This is a genomic window from Bradyrhizobium mercantei (assembly GCF_001982635.1).
In the GTDB taxonomy this organism is placed as follows: domain Bacteria; phylum Pseudomonadota; class Alphaproteobacteria; order Rhizobiales; family Xanthobacteraceae; genus Bradyrhizobium; species Bradyrhizobium mercantei.
Window position 1 is genome coordinate 521,344 of the sequence record NZ_MKFI01000002.1, and the last position, 21,464, is coordinate 542,807.

Below are 21,464 nucleotides of genomic sequence, written 5' to 3' on the forward strand. Positions count from 1 at the left end.
TGCACGATAGCGGAACGACGAGTCCCGTTCACAACGCAGGCCGAGGAGTATGGGTCCCTGCTTTCGCAGGGACGACAGCGGTGGGTTGGCGCGGGCAATCGCCTGACGGACGAGCCCCCTACCTTGTCGCCTCGTGCCCGACCTCGCCGGTGATGACGTCGCCGAACAGCTCCCACGCCTCGCCGTTGAACCGCATCAGCTGCATCTGCTCGATCGGGAAATAGTCGTCCGGCGAGGTGTTGACCATGACGCCGGGCAGCATCAGGTCGGAGTGGAAGTTCTTCAAATTGGCGGCCTGCTTCATCACGTTCTCGCGCGTGAGATTGTCGCCGCACTGCTTCAGCACCTGCACCATGGCCTCGGCCTGCACATAGCCATAGAGGTTGTTGGCATTGCCCTTGTCGCCGTCAGGATAATATTTGTCCATGAAGGCGCGCCAGTTCTGGACGGCCGGATCCTTGTCCCAGGTCGGATCGGTCGGGTCCTTCAGATAGGCCGTCGAGATGATGCCCTTGGAGTATTCCAGCCCTGCCGGCTTCAGCACCGAGGCGACCGAGGTCGCGGTGTTGGCGAGGAAGAATTTCGGCTTCCAGCCGAGCTCGCCGACCTTGCGGATCGCCTGCGCCGAGCCCTTCGGCGCCGCCCAGGAGAAGAAGATATCAGCGCCGGAATCGTGCAGCGCGACGATCTGCGAATCGATCGAGGGATCGGAGACCTCGTAGGATTTGTCGGCGATAATCATGTTGACCTTGTCGCCGAGCCCGTCCTTCAGGCCCTTGAACTGATCCTTGCCGGCGTCGTCATTCTGCCAGAACACCGCGATCTTGCTGTTCGGGAATTTGTCGCGGATGTATTTCGCGTAGATGCGCCCCTCGCTCTGGTAGTTGGGCTGGAAGCCCATCGTCCAGGGGAAGTTCTTGGGGTCGCCGAATTTGGTTCCGCCGGACGCAACGAACAATTGCGGCACCTTCTTGGCATTCATGTATTTCATGATTGCCGAATTGGAGGGCGTACCGAGCGGTTGGAAGATCAGCAGCACCTCGTCGCTCTCGACCAGCTTGCGCGCCTGCTCGATCGCTTTCGGCGGCGAATAGGCATCGTCGTAGCTGATGAAGTTCACCTTGCGACCGCTGATGCCGCCCTGCTCGTTGATCATCTTGAAGAACGCGGCCTCGGTCTTGCCGATCACGCCGTAGGACGACGCCGGGCCGCTGTACGGCATGATGTTGCCGATCTTGATTTCGCTATCGGTCGCACCGGGATCGTACTTCTTCTGCGCATATGCCGGGGTCGCGATCAGGGCGACCGAGGTCGCGATCAGTGCCGCACTTGCGAACGCCGCGATTGCGCCAATATATCCAGAACGAGCCGGCATGGTTTTCTCCCCGATTTTTGTCGTTGGTTTTGGCGGCAAGTCTCGCAAGAGACGCATGTGCTGGCAAGCACTGGGTTTTTCCGTTGGGCGAAACGGCATTGTTGCCTGGCGCTATTTGTGATTGAAGGTCGATCTGGGGATCACGAGTCGAGGCGTTCTGATTGCGTAAACCGGACATTCGTACCGGTCCGCGGCATCCGCATGTTGCGGCCGCGGGCTATGAGATCACGCGCCGCCTCAGCGAGCGTGCTTTGGCGAAGCGTGGCCTGCACAAGGCCAATGGCGAGCTCGCGCAACGCACGATCGCCTCGATCCGCGACAAGCTGCAGCGCGGCGAGACCGTCTACATCGCCGGCCTCGCCTGCCCCGGCACGCACAATACCGGCGTCGCGCTGGTCGAGGTCACCCAGAAGGACGGACCGCGCCTGATCGTCAACAACGAGGAAGAGCGCTTCTCCGGCAACAAGCACACCAACGAGTTCCCGCAATACGCGCTCGACGACATGCGCAGGGTGTTGCAGCGGATGGGCCGCGACGTCGGCGACATCGCAGCCTTCGTCACGACATGGGACTATCCCGCTTTGCTGGCGATGCTGATCCGCACCTCGCTCGAGGAAGCGCCGGCCAGCATCAAATTGTTGCGTGCGCCGATCGCGCCGGCGATCAATCTGCGTCAGATGGATCAGGTGCGGCGCATCTCGCGCCGTCTCGGCAGAATGTACGGGCTCGGCGAGCAGCTGCCGCTGATCTGCATGCCGCATCACGACAATCACGCCTGGTATTCGTTCACCGCCTCGCCGTTCGCCGATACGAAAGAGCGCGTCGCGATCGCGGTGCTCGACGGCACCGGCGACGTCGGCTCGATCTCGCTCTATGTCGCCGAGAACGGCGAGATGAAGCAGCTCTATTGCAATGAGAGCCTGTTCGACTCGCTCGGCGCTTTCTACACCGTGATCTCGTCGAGCCAGGGCGGCTGGACCTGGCTCTCCAGCGAGGGCCGCTACATGGGCGCCGCGGCCTGGGGCGACATGAACCGCGCCACCAATCCGTATTATCAGCGCCTCAAGGCGGTGTTGCAGCTCGGGCCCGATGGCAGCGTGCGGCTCAATCGCGCGATGGCCAACTGGTATGCCGATCCCGCCGACAATCCCTATCATCAGCCGCTGATCGATATTCTCGGTCCGCCGCTGCGGCCCGACCAGCTCTGGAATCCCGACGCCGTGCTGCGCGTCGAGGACATCAATCACCGCCCCGACACCAAGGATCGCGTCGACAAGGCGGCCGCGACGCAATTGGTGTTCGAGGACGCGATGATCCATGTCATCGATCATCTCCTGCGCATCACCGGCACCGATCGCCTGGTGCTGACCGGCGGCGTGGCGCTGAACGCGCTCGGCAACATGCGGCTGCTCGAGCATTTCGACGAGGCCTGGTTCGAACGCGCGCAGCAGCGCAAGACGCGGCTGCATATGTGGGTGCCGCCGGTGCCCGGCGATCCCGGCGTGCCGATCGGCGCGGCGTGGCTGTTCGCGCATATGGCGGGCGCACCGCGCGGCGCGCCGCTGTCGCACGCATTCTATTGCGGCCTGCCGCCGTCGAACGCCGACATCACCGCGGCGCTGCACGCCGATGACATTGCCTCGACCCAGATCGGCAATGTGGCGACAGCAGAGGGACGCGATGCGGTTGCCGATCTGATGGCCAGCATGGTGGCGCAAGGCGGCGTGATCGCGATCTATCAGGGTGCGGCCGAGACCGGCCCGCGCGCACTCGGCCATCGCTCGATCCTCGCCAACCCCTGCGACCCCGAGGTGCGCGAACGGCTCAACGAGCGCGTCAAGTATCGCGAGGCGATCCGGCCACTGGCGCCGATGGCGACGCTTGAGGCGGCGCGCGACTATTTCGAATTGGAAGACGGCGCCTCCGACGGAGACTACAACGCCTACAACTACATGGTACTGACGGCGCATTCGAAGCCGGAGGCACGCGCGAAAATTCCGGCCGTGGTGCACGCCGACGGCACCGGCCGCATCCAGATCGTGCGCGAGGGCGACGATCCCCTCACCTACGCGTATCTCAAGGCGCTCGGCCGCCATATCGGCGTCGAGATGTCGGTCAACACGTCGTTCAACGTCGCGGGCCCCATCGCGCAGACGCCGGCACAGGCGATGGACACGCTGCGCCGCTCCAGGGGACTCGATGCCGTGGTGCTGGTCGCCGACGACGGCACCGCCTATGCCGCCTGGCACGGCGGCGAGCGCGACAGCGGGCGCTTCAGCGGATGGTATGCGGCGTGGAAGCAGGCGAGCGGCTGAACAGGCTCAGCACCCGCCCATCGATCAGCAGCAACGCGCTCGCGATCACAAGCGCGCCGATCACCTCGCGCAGCGCGATCGGCTCGCCGAGCACGAGATAGCCAAGCAGCATCGCGGTGACGGGAATGAGTAGCGTCACCAGCATCACGTTGGTCGCGCCGGAGCGTTGCAGGATCTGGAAGAACACGATATAGGCCAGCGCCGTCGACAGCGCCGCGAGCCCGAGCACGGCAAGCCACGTGGTCGCGTGCGGCATCGGCAGCAGCCAGGGCCGGTCGGTCACCGCGGCGATGGGTGCCATCATCACGGCCGACGCCATCATCTGGAAAGTCGCCGTACCTAACGGCGGTACACGCTGCGGCAATCGCCGCCCGACCAGCGCCGCGATGCCGTAGCTGAAGGCGCCCGCAAGACACAGCAGGATGCCGACGCCCTGCCTGCTCTCGAAACCGAGCGCATCGCCGTGCAGGATCGCAACCCCGATCAGGCCGACGATGACGCCCGCGACGCGGCGCGCCTGCAGCCGCTCCTCGCCGGCCGCCGCCATGATGACCACCGCAAACAACGGTGTCGTCGCATTGAGGATCGAGGCCAGCCCGCTCGGGATATAGGTCTGCCCGAACACGATCAGCGAGAACGGCAGCACGTTGTTGAACAGCCCCATCGCGAAGAACGGCGCCCAGCCGGACGCCCCGCGCGGCAATTCGATCTTTGCGGCGCGCAGCAGCGGCAGCAGGATGATGGTGCCGAGCACGACGCGCAGCAGCACCAGCGTCAGCGGCGGCAATTCGCGCAGGATCACGCCGTTGAAGAAGAACGAGCCGCCCCAGAGTACCGACAGCAGACCCAGCAGTCCCCAGTCGCGGCGATCGATCCTGTTGTCGGACGGCATGTCGGGCACTCGGCTGCGCTCACGGAGGTGACTAGCGCGCTGCGGCGAATATTCCCACCCGATTTCCGTGAATGGCTGCCCGGCCTATTTGGGCCGCGACACGATCTCGATCATCTGGCCTTCGTCGCCATCAGGCGCGTGGGCCCTCGCCTTGTCGTAGGCAGCGAGCGCGGCGCGGCTCACGGGCACACCGGGCAGCAGGGTTTCGGCCAGTCGCACGGCGTATTCGGCATCCTTGTGACGCAACGCCGCGGTGAACGACGCGCCGGAGAAGTTGCGGTCGATCATCCGCTTGCTGTGGCGGATCACCTGCGGGCTTGCGATCGCGCCGGTGCCCAGCGCCTCGGCGACCAATTGCATGTCGAGGCCGGCCTGCTCGGCGATCGCAACCCCCTCGGCGAGACTTGCGATCTGCACCGCGCCGATCAGATTGTTGATCAGCTTGAACACGGTGCCCGTGCCGACCGCGCCGAAATGGCGGATCGTGCTGCCGATCGGCGCGAGGAACGGCCGCGCCTTGTCGAGGTCGGCGCTGTCAGCGCCAACCAGCAGCGTCAGCTTGCCGGCGGCCGCCGCCTCCGGCAGGCCGGTGACCGGGCAATCGATGTAGATCAGGCCGCGGCTATGCAGCTCGCGCGCCATATCGAGCGTGTGCTGATAGGAGACCGTGGAGCATTCGATCGCGAGCGTGCCGGCCTTCATGGTGGCCGCCGCGCCGTCCTTCGTCAGCCAGACGTCGCGCGACGCCGCGTCGTCGGCGACCATCGTGACGACCGCATCGGCGTCGATCGCGGCATCCTCCGGCGAGGTCGCCCATTGCGCGCCGCGGGCGATCAGGTCCTCGGCCTTGGCCTTGCTCCGGTTCCACACCGCGACCGTGAAGCCGGCATCGAGGTAGCGGCCCGCCATCCCGTGGCCCATGCGTCCCAATCCGATGAAAGCGACGCGCGGCATGGCTTAATCCACATCCTCGACGGAGCCGGGCCCGGTGCCGAATGCACGCTGCGCCAGCGTCGCCGCCATGAATTCATCGAGATCGCCGTCGAGCACCCCCGACGTATCGGAGGTCTGCACGCCGGTACGCAGGTCCTTCACCATCTGGTAGGGCTGCAAGACGTAAGAGCGGATCTGGTGACCCCAACCGATATCGGTCTTGGCGGCCTGATCGGCAGCCGCCTGTTCCTCGCGCTTCTTCAGCTCGATCTCGTAGAGCCGCGCGCGCAGCATGTCCCAGGCCTGCGCCCGGTTCTTGTGCTGGGAGCGGCCGGCCTGGCAAACCACCGCGATGCCGGTCGGAATGTGCGTCAGGCGCACCGCCGACTCGGTCTTGTTGACGTGCTGACCACCGGCGCCGCCCGACCGCATCGTGTCGGTGCGGACATCGGACTCCTTGATCTCGATCTTGATCGAGTCGTCGATGACAGGGAAAATCTGCACCGACGAGAACGAGGTGTGCCGCCGCGCATTGGAGTCGAACGGCGAAATGCGTACCAGGCGGTGCACGCCGGCCTCGGTCTTCAGCCAGCCATAGGCATTGTGGCCGGAGATCTGGATGGTGGCGGACTTGATGCCCGCCTCTTCACCCTGCGACTCTTCGAGGAACTCGATCTTGAAGCCGTGCTTCTCCGCCCAGCGCGTGTACATGCGCAGCAGCATCTGCGCCCAGTCCTGGCTCTCGGTGCCGCCGGCGCCGGCGTGGACCTCGAGATAGGAATCGAACTTGTCGGCCTCGCCCGAAAGCAGCGCTTCCAGCTCGCGCCGGGCGACCTCCTTCTTGAGATCCTTGAGCGCCTTCTCGGCCTCGGTGACCACGGCCGCATCGTCCTCGGCCTCGCCGAGCTCGATCATGCCGACCTGGTCTTCGAGCTCGCGCTCGACCTTGCCGATTCCAGAGAGCGCGTCCTCCAACGAGGTGCGCTCCTGCATCAGCCGCTGGGCCTTCTGGGGATCGTTCCAGAGATTGGAGTCTTCTGCGAGCTTGTTCAGCTCAGCGAGGCGTGCCGTCGATTGTTCGACGTCAAAGATGCCTCCTCAGCAGCCCGACTGACTGCTTGATCTCTTCAACAAGGCGTTCGATTTCCGCGCGCATGGTCTTTCAGGTGTTGGCAAAAAACGTTCCCGGGGATGTAGCGAGCGGCGCGGCAAAGCGCAATCGGCTTGGCCGCCCTATCCCGGCGATTTGGACGATCGGGAGGCTAATAAAGGCCCCCGGTTCCCGGCCGCATGAAGAAACCGCCGTCGGGCTGCTGGCCGCCGCCTTGCGACGGCTGGGGCTGCGGCGCACGGCCGTCGGCATCGGCCACGCCGATCACCGAGTAGTTGTCCGGCGGCGCGGTGCCCGGCTTGAAGGCTTCGAGGATGGTGTTGCCGCCGTCGCCGGGGCCGGCCCGCATGCCGGTCTTGGCGTCGACGCGGATCAGCTTGATGCCGGCCGGCACCTTGAACGGCGTCGGCGGCTTGTCGGCGAGCGCAAGCTTGAGGAAGTCGCGGGCGATCGGCGCAGCCACGTGACCGCCGGTGGCGGCGCGGCCGAGATTGCGCGGCTTGTCGTAGCCCATGTAGACGCCAACAGCGAGATCCGGCGAGAAGCCGACGAACCAGACGTCCTTCTCGTCGTTGGTGGTGCCGGTCTTGCCGGCGATCGGCTTGCCGACCTCCTTCACGACGGTCGCGGTGCCGCGCTGGACCACGCCTTCCATCATCTCGGTGATCTGGTAGGCGGTCATCGGATCGAGCACCTGCTCGCGGCGGTCAACGAGCTGCGGCTCCGGCTGGCTCTTCCAGCCCCCGGGCGCATCGCAGCCGCGGCATTCGCGGGTGTCGTGCTTGAAGATGGTATGGCCGTAGCGATCCTGGATGCGATCGATCAGCGTGGGCTTCACCCGGCGGCCGCCATTGGCGAACATCGAATAGGCCGTGACCATGCGCATCACGGTCGTTTCACCGGCACCGAGCGCATAGGACAGATAGTTCGGCAGTTCGTCATAGACGCCGAAGCGCTTGGCGTATTCGCCGACCAGCGGCATGCCGATGTCCTGCGCGAGCCGCACCGTGACGGTGTTGAGCGAGCGCTGCAACGCGTTGCGCAGCGTGGTCGGGCCGTAATATTTGCCGGTCGAATAGTTCTCCGGCCGCCACACGCCGGCGCCCTGCCCCTGGTCGATCTCGATCGGCGCGTCGATCACCGTGGTCGACGGCGTATAGCCGTTGTCGAGCGCCGACGAGTACACGATCGGCTTGAACGACGAGCCGGGCTGCCGGTAGGCCTGCGTGGCGCGGTTGAACTGGCTCTGGTCGAACGAGAAGCCGCCGACCATCGCGAGCACGCGGCCGGTCCAGGGATCCATCGCCACCATGGCGCCGGAGACTTCGGGCAATTGCCGCAGGCGATACTGGCCTTCGACCGGATTGCCGTCCTTGGTCACCAGCGGGTCGGCATAGATCACGTCGCCCGGCTGAAGCACCTGCGAGACCGCGGTCGGCGCCTTGCCCTTGGACTTGGCCCAGCGCACGCCGTCGATCGTGATGATGCCGGTCTGCCGCTCCTTGCTGACCGCGCCGCCGAGCTCGCGGCCCGGCTGGAAGCCGATCCGCGCCGACTGGTCGCTGGTTTCAAGCACCACCGCCATGCGCCACGGCGAGATGTCGGACAGCGATTTGACGTCGGCGAGCTTGACGCCCCAATCGCCTGACGCGTCGAGCTTGTGAACCGGCCCACGCCAGCCCTGCGCCTCGTCGTAATTGACGAGACCGGCGACCATGGTCTTGCGCGCCATCACCTGGATCTTGGGATCCAGCGTGGTGCGGACCGACAGGCCACCTTCGTAGAGTTTCTTCTCGCCGTAGCGCTCGAAGATGTCGCGGCGGACCTCCTCGGCGAAATATTCGCCGGCGAAGATGTGCGCGCCGTTCGAGCGGCTGGTGACGTTGAGCGGGTCCTTGCGCGCCTTGTCGGCGTCGGCTTGCTTGATCCAGCCGTTCTCCAGCAGGCGGTCGATCACGTAGTTGCGGCGCTCGATCGCGCGGTCACGGTTGCGCACCGGATGCAGGGCGGCCGGCGCCTTCGGCAGCGAGGCGAGATAGGACGCCTCCGCGATCGTCAGCTCGTTGACCGATTTGTCGAAATAGACCAGCGACGCCGCCGCGATGCCGTAGGCGCCGAGGCCCAGATAGATTTCGTTGAGGTAGAGCTCGAGGATGCGGTCCTTGGAATAGGCGCGCTCGATACGCATCGCCAGCAAGGCTTCCTTGATCTTGCGCGCGAACGAGACCTCGTTGGTGAGCAGGAAGTTCTTCGCGACCTGCTGGGTGATGGTCGAGGCGCCCTGCGGGCGGCGATTGGAGCCGTAGTTCTGCGCGTACAGGATCGCGGCGCGCGCCATGCCCTGATAATCGATGCCGCCATGCTCGTAGAAATTCTTGTCCTCGGCGGCGAGGAACGCGTTGATCACGAGTTTCGGCACCGCCTGGATCGGCAGATAGAGCCGGCGCTCCTTGGAATATTCGCCGAGCAGCGCGCCGTCGGAGGCGTGCACGCGGGTCATCACCGGCGGCTCGTAGTCCTGGAGCTGCGAGTAGTCGGGCAGATCCTTGGAGAAATGCCAGATGGCGCCGGCGACGGCGGCAACACCGACCAGGAACACGACCGTTCCGGCGGCGAACAAGAAACCCATAAACCGCACGAGCAGGCGCATTACGACGTTCCGTTCCTACCCTCCGGCGCCCAATCGTGAGCGGCGCCTGTCCAAAAGTGCGAAGCCTCACACAACGAAGGCTCTTCCAACAAGGCTTGGCCCGGCGAGCCGCCTCACGCACGCGAATATTCAAGAGCCGCCGGACAATATGGTCGATTCTGCGGACCTGCGGTCCCTTGTCTATACCGTCGCCGCTGTGGCCAAACTAGGGCTTCGGGGCAACGGCCCCGGCTTTTCAGGCGGCGAATTTCACTTTGCCGGTCCGGCGGTTGCCAGCCGTTTGGCGAAGAACGCATCGATCGCCTGGACCATCGAGCCGACGGCCTTGTTCCGCCAGTTCTCGGAGACCAGGTGCTCGAGATCGCCCTTGTTCGAGACGTAGCCGATCTCGACCAGCACCGACGGCACGTCGGGCGCCTTCAGCACCCGGAAGCCGGCCGATTTGAGCGGGTGCTTGTGCATCCGCACCGTGGTCTTCATCTCGTCCATCAGCAGACGGGCGAAGCGGTTGGAGAAGGTCTTGGTTTCGCGCTGCGCGAGGTCGATCAGGATGTCGGCGACCTCGGTCGGCTCATCGGTCAGGTTGACGCCGGCGATCGCGTCGGCCTTGTTTTCCGCTTCCGCCAGCCGCTCGGCCTCGGCGTCGGAGGCCTTGTCCGACACCGTGTAGATGGTGGCGCCCTGGGCGTCGCCCTCGCGGCGCGGCAGCGCGTCGGCATGGATCGAGACGAACAGCGCGGCGGATTGCGAGCGCGCGATCTTCACCCGATCGTTGAGCGGGATGAAGGTGTCGTCGGACCGCGTCATGACCACGCGATATTTGCCCGACTTCTCGATCCGATCGCGCAAGGCAAGGCCGAAGCCCAGCACCAGGTTCTTCTCGGTCTGGTCGCCGGATTGGGTGCCGTTGTCGATGCCGCCGTGACCGGGGTCGATCACGATCAGCGGGCGCGCGTCGGTGACCGCAACCGGCGGCAGCGCCGCCGTGGTGACGGCCGGAATGGTCGCCGTGGTCGAATCGGAGATCGCGGGCTTCAGTTCGGGCCGGCTCTCGGGTGCGAGCGACTGCACGAAGCTGGTGCGATCGACCTGCTCGAAATCCAGCACCAGCCGCGGCGGCTGGCCGTTGGCAGCATCGAGCACATACGAATTGGCGATCTTCACCGGCCCTGTCAGGTCGAACACGATCCGGGAGCCGCCGGGCATCACGAGGCCATAGCGGAAGGCCTTCACCAGGCCCCGCCCGGCCGAGCCGGTGCCGGTGGCGAGCTGGAAATTGACCTGCGGGATATCGACCACGACCCGGTAAGGGTCGGCCAGCGGGAAGGCGCGGAATTCGATCTTGCGGTCGAGATCGAGGATGAATCGGGTCTGCTTGTCGTCACCGGCGAGCCTGGCGCCGGATGCGACCGGGAAATTCGGGGCACTGGTGGCCGGGGCACTGGCGGCCGGGGCAGACGGGCCGGCCTGCGGCCCCTCGGCCGCGCTCGGGGCGCCGGCCACGGCAAACACCGATGCTGCAGCGCACAGCAGCCCGCATCCCAGAAAAACAAGGTGTTTTGCGCGGTTCTCCACCCGATTCGGAGCCTCCCAGCTGCTTCTTACCGCATTAGAACCACACGGTTAATCGCCGCCTAATGACGCCTGGGCGAAAAGAACCGAGTGTTGCGGCGGCGTGACGCTTCCCTTGCACGCGGCGGCCAATCCACGTATGTACGGAGTGCTGACGGCTAGTACTCCCGGTTGTGTCGCGTTCAGCCTCCCGGTGCAGCGGTGGAACCTTCCAAGTCGAAGATCCCATCGTGTTTTTCCGGTCCCTCCCCAGCCAGCGCCGCGCGCGGCTGACATGGAGTGGCGGATTCGAGCCCGAGCGGCGTCCGGTCCCAGGCACACTCCCTCGCCAGAGGGACGGTTTGAGACACGGCATAACCGATTATCCGGTCCTTGGGGGATTCCTTTGGGGCCTCGATATGCGATGGCCGGCAGGCGCTTCGGCGCCGAGCCGGGCTTTCAGCAAAAGATACGGCGGTATTTCTCGCCGCCAACATGTTTAGACGGGCCGACGCTTAATGCGCCAGACTGCATTGCCGACCAGGATCCCCCGAATGATCGCGTTGACGCGAGGTGAAAACCTCGCCCGTCGCATCATCCCGGTGAGTTCCCGTCCGGCGCTGCGCCGCGAGACGCGTTTTGGCCTTCCCCTCACCCCCGAATCAGGTGGACCGTCGCGTCACCGGGCGGCGCAGTTTGCGCGCGCCATGATCCGCGCCCGCCGCCGTCAAGAGCTCCAAAATGCCCAACAAGATGTTGATCGATGCCACCCACCCGGAAGAGACCCGGGTCGTTGTGGTCCGTGGCAATCGCGTCGAAGAGTTTGATTTCGAGACCGCCCAGCGCAAACAACTGCGCGGCAACATTTACCTCGCCAAGGTCACGCGCGTAGAGCCGTCGCTGCAGGCTGCCTTCATCGAGTATGGCGGCAACCGGCACGGCTTCCTGGCCTTCAGCGAAATCCATCCGGACTACTACCAGATCCCGGTCGCCGACCGTCAGGCGCTGATCGAAGCCGACGAGCGCGCCCATCGCGAGGCCGAGGAAGAGCACGAGAACCGCGGTCATCGCCGCCGCTCGCGCCATCGCAATGCCCGCCGCCGCGGCCATGGCGACCGCGTCCAGAGCGAGGTGATCGAGGGTACCGGCGATGCGCAGGCGCAGCCGGCGGTCGAGGCTCACGAGCAGCCCGTCGATGCCGAGCATCACGAGCATGGCGTAATCGCCCACGAGGATCACGAGCACGAGGGTCACGAGCGCGAAGCGCATGATCATGCGCATCACGACGACCACGAGCATCACCATGATCACGAGCACCATGACCATGGTCACGACGATCATGGCCACGATGATCACGATCATGATCACCACGACCATGACCACCACGACCATGATCATGCGCACGACCACGCTCCCGCGGTGAGCGGGGCGCCGGCCACCGAGACCGTGTCCGACCCCGTTGTCGCGGCGGTCGAAGCCTCCGTTGCGTCGGCCGCGCCGGACGCTGCCGAACCCGCCGAGGTCAATCATGAGCCCGAGCGGGCCCATGAGGAACAGGTCGAGGAAAACGCCGCGCACGCCGACGACGCGCCGCATGTCGCTGCCGACGAAGTTCACGCCGTGGCCGATGAGCACGCGGTCTCCGAATACGCAGGGTTCGCGGAAGTGGCCGCGCCCGAGGCCGTGCCTGGCGACGACGCCGGCGAGGATGACGAAGAGGACGACGGCGAGGAAGGCGAAGAAGAGGACGTTGTCGAGTCCGTCGGCGGCGACGACGTGCTCGAGGAGGTTCCGGAGCGCCCGTTCCGCCCGCGCCGCCAGTACAAGATCCAGGAAGTGATCAAGCGCCGGCAGGTGATGCTGGTGCAGGTCGTCAAGGAAGAGCGCGGCAACAAGGGCGCCGCGCTGACCACCTATCTGTCGCTCGCCGGCCGCTATGCCGTGCTGATGCCCAACACCGCGCGTGGCGGCGGCATCAGCCGCAAGATCACCTCGGCGCAGGACCGCTCGCGGCTGAAGGAAGTGGTGCAGGATCTCGACGTGCCCGAGGGCATGGGGATCATCCTGCGCACCGCCGGCGCCTCGCGCAGCAAGCCGGAGATCAAGCGCGACTTCGAGTACCTGATCCGGATGTGGGAGACGGTCCGCGATCTGACGCTGAAGTCGCAGGCGCCGACGCTGGTCTACGAGGAAGGCTCGCTGATCAAGCGCTCGCTGCGCGACCTCTACAACAAGGAGATCGACGAGATCCAGGTGGCGGGCGAAGCCGGCTACCGCGAAGCCCGCGACTTCATGAAGATGCTGATGCCGGCCAATGTGCGCGCGGTGAAGCAATATCGCGACGGCCAGCCGCTGTTCTCGCGAATGGGCGTCGAGAGCCAGCTCGATGCGATGTTCTCGCCGACCGTGCAGCTGCGCTCCGGCGGCTACATCGTCATCAACCAGACCGAGGCGCTGGTCTCGATCGACGTCAACTCGGGACGGGCGACGCGCGAGCACCATATCGAGGACACCGCGCTCAAGACCAATCTGGAGGCGGCGGAAGAAGTCGCGCGGCAGTTGCGTCTGCGTGACCTTGCCGGCCTGATCGTCATCGACTTCATCGACATGGACGAGAAGCGCAACAACCGCGCGGTCGAGCGCAAGCTGTCCGACTGCCTGCGCCAGGACCGTGCGCGGATCCAGGTCGGCCGCATCTCGCATTTCGGCCTGCTGGAGATGTCGCGCCAGCGCATTCGCGCCAGCGTGCTGGAGAGCTCGACCGAGCCCTGCCCGCAATGCGGCGGAAGCGGCCACGTCCGCTCGGTCTCGTCGGTGGCGCTGCAGCTGCTGCGCGGCATCGAGGAAATCCTGATGAAGGGCGCGACCCATAATCTGGTGGTCCGCACCCGCACCGACGTCGCGCTCTACGTGCTCAACCACAAGCGCGGCCATCTGCGCGACCTCGAAGACTCGTTCCGCGTCTCGCTGTCGATCGTCGCCGACGCCACGGTGCACGGCCAGCAATCCTACATCATCGATCGCGGCGAGCAGGTGCATACGCTCGAAGCCGCCAAGGCGCTGCTCGCGGCGCAGGCTGCATCGGCACCCTCGCAGGCCGAAGAGGTCGATGACGAGGAAGAACTGTTCGAATACGAGGCCGAGATCGAGACCGACGAGACCGAAGGCCTCGCCGACGATCGCGCGGCCGGCGAAGAAGCAGGCTCCGCCGAGGGCGAAGGCGACGGCCAGCGCCGCAAGCGCCGCCGCCGGCGCCGCGGCCGCGGTGGCAGCGGCGAAGCGCGCGAAGGCGCCCAGCCGCCGCGCGAGGACGGCGACCTCATGCATGTCCTGCCCGAAGGCACCGAGGCGGTTGCTGCCTCCGATGCCGAAGGCGAAGAGGAAGAAGGCGACGACGCGCAGGGCGCGGCCCGTGACGACCAGGCCGGCAACGGCGATCGCCGTCCGCGCCGCCGCGGACGTCGTGGCGGCCGCCGTCGGCGCGGCAGCGGTGGACCGGATGACGGTCTCGCCGGATCGATCTCCGACGAGTTGAGCCCGGCGGCAGCGCCGGAAGCCACCGACGCGGTCGCCGATTTCGATAGCCATGATTCGGAGCCGGCGCCCTCGCTCGCGCAGCCCGAATTGGTCGCCGCGCCGCCGGAATGGCAGCCGGTCGAGGCCCCCCCTGTCGAGGCCGTTGCGGCGCCCGAACCGGAGGCTGCCACTGCCGCCGTCGAGGACACCGCCGCCGAAGGCGACCGCGCGCAGCGGCGCCGTTCGACGGTGCGCGAAAAGGTCAGCTTCGCGTCGAGCCCGCAGCCCGATGCATCAGCGCCCGCACTGGTTCAGAGCCCGGCGGAGGAAGCCGCCCCTGAACCCGCAGCGGCCGCTCCGGAGCCTGCACCGGCCGAAACCGCCGAGGCTCCGGCCCGCAAGGGTTGGTGGTCGCGCCGCTTCGGCGGCGGCAACTAGCCCACCTGCAAGTCAAAACGCCCGGTTCACGCCGGGCGTTTTTATTGGACAGGCCATCCGTTCGTCAGACGCCAGCGTGACGAAGCCTGACGGAGACGAATCCCGATGCGAAGCGCGATCGTTCTTGGCAGCGGCATGGTGGGCGTCAGCACGGCGCTGCATTTGCAGCGCCGCGGCTGGTCGGTCACCCTCATCGACCGCAAGGAACCCGGCCGCGAGACCAGCTACGGCAACGCCGGCATCATTCAGAGCGAGGCGGTGCGGCCCTATCCGATGCCGCGCGATCCCGCGGTCCTCGCCAGGATCGCGATGGGGCGCACCAATGACGTGCGCTATCGGCTGGCGTCGCTGCCGCGGCACGCCGGTCCGCTGCTGCGCTATTGGTGGAACTCGACGCCCGAGCGGCATCGCGAAGCCACCCTCGCCTGGTCACGCCTGATCGCCCATGCCATCGCGGAGCACGACACGCTGATCCGCGATGCCCATGCCGACAATCTGATCCGCCGTGCCGGCTATCGCCTGCTGCATCGCGACCCGGCGGCGCTGGCGCAGGCGATCGCCGTCGCCGAGGAGAACCAGCGTGAGTTCGGGGTGCAGTTCCGCGTGCTCGACGGCCCCGCGCTCGCCAAGGCGGAGCCGTTGCTGCGCGACGACCTGCCCGGCGCCATTCACTGGCTTGGGCCGTGGACGGTGTCGGATCCCGGCGGGCTGGTGTCCGCCTATGCCGGCCTGTTCGAGCGTCTCGGCGGCACGCTGCTGCGCGGCGATGCGCAAACGCTGACGGAGACCGCAACCGGCTGGTCGGTCGATACGACGAGCGGCCGGATCGATGCCGCCCACGTCGTCATCACGCTCGGACCCTGGTCACCGCAATTGCTGCGCAAGTTCGGCTACCGGATCCCGCTGGTGCGCAAGCGCGGCTACCACATGCACTATCAGGGCGGCCGATCGCTCGACCTGCCGCTGGTCGATACCGCCAATGGCTATGCCATGGCGCCGATGGCCAAGGGTATCCGCATCACGACAGGCGCGGAATTGACCAGCCCCGACGCGCCGGCGACGCCCATCCAGCTCGGCTACGCGGAAACCGCCGCGCGCGAGCTGATCGAGATCGGCAGCCGCGTCGAGCCCGAGCCCTGGTTCGGCACCCGCCCCTGCACCACCGACATGCTGCCGGTGCTCGGGCCTGTGCCGCGCCATCGCGGCCTGTGGGTGAATTTCGGTCACGGCCACCAGGGTTTTACGCTCGGCCCCGCGACGGCGCGCGTGCTGGCCGAAACGATGAACGGCGAGGCATCCTCGGTGGACACCTCGCCGTATCGGTTGGACCGGTTCTGATTTAGGACGCGGATCTAGTCGGTCGTGACCGCGGTCTCCATGTCGGTCGGATCGATCTGCCTTGCGAGATTGGCATTGAGCTTGTCGCGGTCGAGTTCGCCTTCCCACCAGGCGACGATCACGCAGGCTACGCCGTTGCCGCACAGATTGGTCAGCGCGCGGCACTCGCTCATGAACTTGTCGATGCCGAGCACGATCGCCATGCCCGGCACCAGCCGCGGATCGACCACCGCAAGCGTCGCCGCCAGCGTGATGAAGCCCGCGCCGGTGATGCCGGATGCGCCCTTCGAGGTCAGCATCGCCACGATCAGGATGGTGATCTGCTGGCTGAAGGTGAGATCGAAGCCGAGCGCCTGCGCGATGAACAGCGTCGCCAGCGTCATGTAGATGTTGGTGCCGTCGAGGTTGAACGAATAGCCCGTGGGCACCACGAGGCCGACCACGGATTTCGAGCAGCCGAGCCGTTCGAGCTTTTCCATCAATGACGGCAGGGCGCTCTCGGACGACGAGGTGCCGAGCACGATCAACAGCTCGTCCTTGATGTAGGCCAGGAACTTGAAGATCGAGAAGCCTGCGATCCGCGCGATGATGCCGAGCACCACGAACACGAACAGCGCGGCGGTCAGATAGAACGTCGCGATCAGCCCCATCAGGTTGAGGATCGCGCCGGTACCGAACTTGCCGATGGTGAAGGCCATCGCGCCGAACGCGCCGATCGGCGCCGCCCGCATTACGATCGAGATCACGCCGAACACCGCATGTGCGGCATCGTCGATGAAGGAGCGGATGGTGTGGCCGCGCTCGCCGAGGCCCATGATCGCGAAGCCGAACAGCACCGAGAACAGCAGCACTTGCAGGATCTCGCCCTGCGCGAATGCGCCGACCACGGTGTCCGGAATGATGTGCAGCACGAAGTCGACGCTCTTCTGCGCCTCCGCCTGCTTGGCATAATTGGCAACCGCCTGCGCGTTCGCCGCCGCATTGCCGAAGCCCGCACCCGGCTTCACGATGTTGCCGACCAGCAGTCCGATCACCAGCGCGAAGGTCGAGACCACCTCGAAATAAACCAGCGCCTTGACGCCGATCCGGCCGACCTTCTTGGCATCTTGTATATGCGCGATGCCCGAGACCACGGTGCAGAAGATGATCGGCGCGATCACCATCTTGATCAGCTTGATGAAGCCGTCGCCGAGCGCCTTGATCCACTCGTTGGTGGCAAGCGAGGGCCAGAACGCGCCGACCAGCGCGCCGAGCACGATCGCGATCAGGACCTGGACATAGAGAATCTTGTACCACGGCTTGCTACCGGCGCTCGCCGGTGAAGCCGTGGCAACGGTTGCCGTTGCCATGTGTCACTCCCCCTCAGAAATGGCGGAAATAGCCAAGATCAACTTGGCCGTTCAAGTCAAATGGAACTGTGTGGGCCCTGCCGTTTATCCGCGGCGATCTGTCGCGTGCCGCCCGGCCGAAACCGGGGCCAGGCGCTTGCGAAACCGATCGAACCGACGTGATGGAGGGCTCTTGAAGACTGCGGGCTATTTAAGCCAATGCGCGATCCGCGCAACTGCTTCCTGCATGTCCGCGGCCGAACGCGCATAGGAAAAACGGATGAAGGCGCGGCCGTGGATCGGATCGAAATCGACGCCCGGGGTCGCCGCGACATGCGCCTTCTCGAGCATCTCGCTGGCGAAGGCGAAACTGTCGGAGGTGAAGTCGGATACGTCGGCATAGAGATAGAACGCGCCGTCGGCCGGCAGGAACTTGGTCAGCCCGGCCTTCGGCAGGCCCTCGATCAGGATGCGGCGGTTCTCCTGATAGCCGCGCTTGATCGCCTCCATCTCCTCGCGGCCTTCGAAGGCCGCTTCGGCGGCGATCTGCGACAAGGTCGGCACCGAGATCGACAGGTTCTGCTGCAGCCGTTCGATCGGCCGCACCAGCACATCGGGCACCACCATCCAGCCGACGCGCCAGCCGGTCATGCAGAAGTACTTCGAGAACGAGTTGATCACGAGCGCGTTCGGCGACAGCTCGGCCGCCGTCACCGCGGGGAATGCGTAGTCGAGCCCGTGATAGATCTCGTCGGAGATGAAGCGGATGCCGGCGCTGTCGGCGGCGGCCATCAGGCTCGACAGCGCCGCGCGCGACATCATGGTGCCGGTCGGGTTGGCGGGGCTGCCGACCAGCACGCCCTTCAGCGGCGCCTTGCGATGGGCTGATAGCAGCGCCTCGCCGGTCAGCGCATGGCGGGTGTCGCCTGAGGTCTCGATCAGAACCGGCTCGCAGCCGAGCGCGGTCAGGATGTGCCGGTACGGCGGATAGCCCGGCACGGTGACTGCGACCCGGTCGCCCGGCTCGAACATCGCAAGGAACGCCAGGATGAACCCGCCCGACGAGCCCGTGGTGACGATGATGCGCTCCGCGTCGACCGCGCAGCCATACGTGTCGCGGTAATGCCGGGCGATGCGCGCGCGCAGCGAGGGAATGCCGAGCGCGGAGGTGTAGTCGATCCGCCCGTCGACCAGCGCCGCCTGCGCCGCCGCGATCGCCGGCTTCGGCGCCGGCGCCGCGGGCTGGCCCACCTCCATGTGGATGACATGGCCGCCGGCGGCCTCGATTCGCGCGGCGGCCGCCATCACGTCCATCACCATGAACGGCGGAACATCGCTCCGGCCGGACGCTGTCAAAAGGCTGCTCACACGGTCTCTCGCTGTCGCTTCAGGCATGGATTTCTGCTATTGCACGGCCGCTGCCGAATTCGGGTTCCCGCCAGCTGCGGCCGCCCCAGACTGGCCGCATTCGGTGGCTCCTTATAACGCTTTCAGGCCAAGTGAATACCCCAGTGAATACCCGGTTCGCGTGAAGAAGAACTGCAAAAACAACAGACTGCGCCACGCGCCTGATCCACTCGGGCCCGGAACCTGCCCTTGCGCGGGCGCGGTCAGCCATCGCCGATAGATCGCCCATGCTGTTCCGCCTCACCCTTCGCACCGCGACCTTCAAGCTGACCGCACTGCTGACCGCGGTTGCGATCGCCCTTGGCCCCGTCGTCCCCGCGCGCGCCCAGCAGAAGGGCCCGCCGGTGCTGCGCGACACCGAGTCCGAGCAGCTGCTGCGCGAGTATACGCGGCCGATCCTGCGTGCCGCCGGTCTGGAGAAGCAGAACATCCAGATCGTGATCATCAACGAAAGCTCGTTCAACGCGTTCGTCGCCGACGGCCGCCGCATCTTCGTCAATTACGGCGCGCTGCTGCAATCGGAGACGCCCAACCAGATCATCGGCGTGCTGGCGCATGAAACGGGCCATCTGGCCGGCGGCCATCTCGCCAAGATGCGCGAGCAGCTGGCTCAGGCGCAGACCCAGATGATCATCGCGATGCTGCTCGGCGTCGGCGCGCTTGCCGCAGGCGCGGGCGGCCGCAGCGGCGGCAACGGCCTCTCCAGCGCCGGCGCCGCCGCGATCTCGGCGCCGCAATCCGTCATTCAGCGCACGCTGTTGTCCTATCAGCGCCAGCAGGAAGAAAACGCCGACCGCGCCGGCGTCAAGTTCCTGACCGCGACCGGGCAATCCGCCAAGGGCATGTACGAGACTTTCAAGCGCTTCACCGACGAGAGCCTGTTCGCCTCGCGCGGCGCCGACCCTTATCTGCAATCGCATCCGATGCCGGTCGACCGCGTCTCAGCGCTCGAGGAACTGGCGCGCTCCAGCCCCTATTGGGACAAGAAGGACGATCCGGCGCTGCAGCTGCGTCACGACATGATGCGCGCCAAGATCTCGGGCTTCATGGAGCGGCAGGACACGGTCTACCGCCGCTATCCCTTGACCAACACCAGCCTGCCGGCGCGCTATGCGCGCGCCATCACGACCTATCTGCACGGCGATCTGCGTTCGGCGATCGCGCAGATCGACGGCCTGATCCAGGTGCAGCCCAACAACCCCTATTTCTACGAACTGCGCGGCCAGGCGCTGCTCGAAGGCGGCCGGCCCGCGGAGGCGATCGCGCCGCTGCGCCGCGCGGTGCAACTGTCAGGCAATTCGCCCTTGATCGAGATGCTGCTCGGCCAGGCGCTGGTCGCCTCCGACAACAAGGCCACCACCGACGAGGCGATCAACATGCTGCGTGCCGCCGTGGCGCGCGAGCCCGAGGCGCCGCTCGGCTATACCCAGCTCGCGATGGCCTATGGCCGCAAGGGCGACTACGCCCAGGCCGACCTCGCCTCGGCGCAGGCCGCCTATCTCCGCGGCGACACCAAGACCGCCCGCGACCTGGCGTCGCGCGCCAAGACGCGGTTCGCGATCGGCACGCCCGGCTGGGTCAAAGCTGACGACATTGTGAGCGCCAAGCCCATGCCGGGTCAGAAAAACAACTAGAAATAAACCGTAGTTCCATACAACGATCACCGAAACCGGCCCACGGCCCCGCCGCATTTCGGGCCACCTCGAACAAGGATTTTATCCATGCCAGCGCTTCGTTTCCTTGCCCCTGCCCTGCTCGCGCTCGGCATCTGCGCCACGCCGCTGACCGCGTCCGCGCAGAGCTTCAACGATACCCAGCGTGGCGACATCGAGACCATTGTGCGCAACTATTTGATCGCGCATCCCGAGGTGCTCGAAGAGGCGATGAACGAGCTCAGCAAGCGGCAGGCCGCCGCCGAAGCCGAGAAGCACGAGCAGAGCGTTTCCAAGAACGCCGACACCATCTTCAATTCGCCGCGCGGCGTCATGCTTGGCAACAAGGACGGCGACGTCACCTTCGTCGAGTTCTTCGACTACAATTGCGGATACTGCAAACGTGCGATGGCCGACATGATGGACCTGATGAAATCGGATCCGAAGCTGAAGGTCGTGCTGAAGGAATTCCCGGTGCTGAGCCAGGGCTCGGTCGAGGCCGCGCAGGTCGCGGTCGCCGTCCGCATGCAGGATCCGACCGGCAAGAAGTATCTCGAGTTTCACCAGAAGCTCCTGGGCGGCCGCGGCGCCGCCGACAAGGCGCGCGCGCTTGCGGTCGCCAAGGAGGTCGGCCTCGACATGACCAAGCTCGAGAAGGACATGGCGAGCCCCGAGGTGAAGGCGACTATCGAGGAGAACTTCCGCCTCGCCGAATCCATGGGCATGAACGGCACGCCGAGCTACGTGATCGGCAAGCAGGTCGTGATCGGCGCGGTCGGCGTCGACAATCTCAAGGAAAAGATCGGCATTGCCCGCTGCGGCAAGGCGACCTGCTGACCTCCCCTTCGACAGCGCTCATTTCGCAAAATCCGGCTGCCAAGGCAGCCGGATTTTTTATTGCGGTCACCGAACCGATTCCGCGCTGGACGCAACCAAGGGCCGTCACCAACAACGGAAG

At 65.9% G+C, this 21,464-nt stretch carries 14 protein-coding genes; 5 read left to right on the top strand and 9 right to left on the bottom strand.

From position 1 onward, the window contains the following. Positions 1 to 118: 118 nt before the first annotated feature. Positions 119 to 1,375 carry an ABC transporter substrate-binding protein gene (locus tag BI327_RS10075; protein WP_076860099.1) on the bottom strand — a complete coding sequence of 419 codons (1,257 nt, stop codon included), beginning with the start codon at positions 1,373 to 1,375 and terminating at the stop codon, positions 119 to 121. A gap of 161 nt (positions 1,376 to 1,536) precedes the next feature. Here BI327_RS10075 and BI327_RS10080 point away from each other — a divergent pair, with 161 nt between their 5' ends. Next, positions 1,537 to 3,690, top strand: a complete 2,154-nt coding sequence (locus BI327_RS10080) for a carbamoyltransferase C-terminal domain-containing protein (protein ID WP_076860101.1) — start codon at positions 1,537 to 1,539, stop codon at positions 3,688 to 3,690. On the opposite strand, the gene BI327_RS10085 is transcribed toward BI327_RS10080, so the two are convergent. The 6 genes from BI327_RS10085 to BI327_RS43520 all read right to left on the bottom strand — a co-directional run bounded on the left by BI327_RS10085 (position 3,650) and on the right by BI327_RS43520 (position 12,462). Then, positions 3,650 to 4,582, bottom strand: coding sequence for a DMT family transporter (locus tag BI327_RS10085; protein ID WP_076860103.1), 933 nt, complete (start codon positions 4,580 to 4,582; stop codon positions 3,650 to 3,652). The genes BI327_RS10080 and BI327_RS10085 overlap by 41 nt on opposite strands. An 84-nt stretch (positions 4,583 to 4,666) precedes the next feature. Beyond that, a complete protein-coding gene (locus tag BI327_RS10090) occupies positions 4,667 to 5,536 on the bottom strand; it encodes an NAD(P)-dependent oxidoreductase (protein WP_076860105.1) in 870 nt (289 codons plus the stop codon). A 3-nt stretch (positions 5,537 to 5,539) separates the two neighbouring features. Then, positions 5,540 to 6,671 (bottom strand): peptide chain release factor 2 gene (gene prfB, locus BI327_RS10095; RefSeq protein ID WP_143271570.1). Its coding sequence is split into 2 segments (ribosomal slippage): positions 5,540 to 6,601 and positions 6,603 to 6,671, totalling 1,131 coding nucleotides; the frame shifts between segments, so codons are not numbered across the junction. Positions 6,672 to 6,777: 106 nt separating this feature from the next. After that, positions 6,778 to 9,276: a penicillin-binding protein 1A gene (locus BI327_RS10100; RefSeq protein ID WP_076860109.1), complete on the bottom strand. Its 2,499-nt coding sequence runs from the start codon at positions 9,274 to 9,276 to the stop codon at positions 6,778 to 6,780. Between the two features lie 249 nt (positions 9,277 to 9,525). Beyond that, positions 9,526 to 10,851, bottom strand: a complete 1,326-nt coding sequence (locus BI327_RS10105) for an N-acetylmuramoyl-L-alanine amidase (protein ID WP_076860111.1) — start codon at positions 10,849 to 10,851, stop codon at positions 9,526 to 9,528. A 627-nt stretch (positions 10,852 to 11,478) separates the two neighbouring features. Beyond that, positions 11,479 to 12,462: a hypothetical protein gene (locus BI327_RS43520; protein WP_283807772.1), complete on the bottom strand. Its 984-nt coding sequence runs from the start codon at positions 12,460 to 12,462 to the stop codon at positions 11,479 to 11,481. Here BI327_RS43520 and BI327_RS10110 point away from each other — a divergent pair. Together BI327_RS10110 and BI327_RS10115 are read left to right on the top strand one after the other, a co-directional pair. Further along, positions 12,448 to 14,781, top strand: a complete 2,334-nt coding sequence (locus BI327_RS10110) for an Rne/Rng family ribonuclease (RefSeq protein ID WP_283807773.1) — start codon at positions 12,448 to 12,450, stop codon at positions 14,779 to 14,781. The genes BI327_RS43520 and BI327_RS10110 overlap by 15 nt on opposite strands. A 105-nt stretch (positions 14,782 to 14,886) precedes the next feature. Further along, complete coding sequence (locus BI327_RS10115; protein ID WP_076860114.1) at positions 14,887 to 16,119, top strand: NAD(P)/FAD-dependent oxidoreductase; 1,233 nt, start codon at positions 14,887 to 14,889, stop codon at positions 16,117 to 16,119. A gap of 14 nt (positions 16,120 to 16,133) precedes the next feature. Here BI327_RS10115 and BI327_RS10120 read toward each other — a convergent pair whose 3' ends face one another. Both BI327_RS10120 and BI327_RS10125 read right to left on the bottom strand, forming a co-directional pair. Continuing rightward, positions 16,134 to 17,468: a dicarboxylate/amino acid:cation symporter gene (locus BI327_RS10120; RefSeq protein WP_076860115.1), complete on the bottom strand. Its 1,335-nt coding sequence runs from the start codon at positions 17,466 to 17,468 to the stop codon at positions 16,134 to 16,136. A gap of 186 nt (positions 17,469 to 17,654) precedes the next feature. Further along, complete coding sequence (locus BI327_RS10125) at positions 17,655 to 18,842, bottom strand: pyridoxal phosphate-dependent aminotransferase (protein WP_076860116.1); 1,188 nt, start codon at positions 18,840 to 18,842, stop codon at positions 17,655 to 17,657. A 239-nt stretch (positions 18,843 to 19,081) separates the two neighbouring features. Between BI327_RS10125 and BI327_RS10130 the strand changes: the two genes are divergently transcribed. Then, positions 19,082 to 20,488, top strand: a complete 1,407-nt coding sequence (locus BI327_RS10130) for a M48 family metalloprotease (protein WP_076860117.1) — start codon at positions 19,082 to 19,084, stop codon at positions 20,486 to 20,488. Between the two features lie 87 nt (positions 20,489 to 20,575). Further along, the gene (locus BI327_RS10135; protein ID WP_076860118.1) at positions 20,576 to 21,343 is read left to right on the top strand and encodes a DsbA family protein; all 768 of its coding nucleotides are present in this window, start codon (positions 20,576 to 20,578) and stop codon (positions 21,341 to 21,343) included. Positions 21,344 to 21,464: the final 121 nt, after the last annotated feature.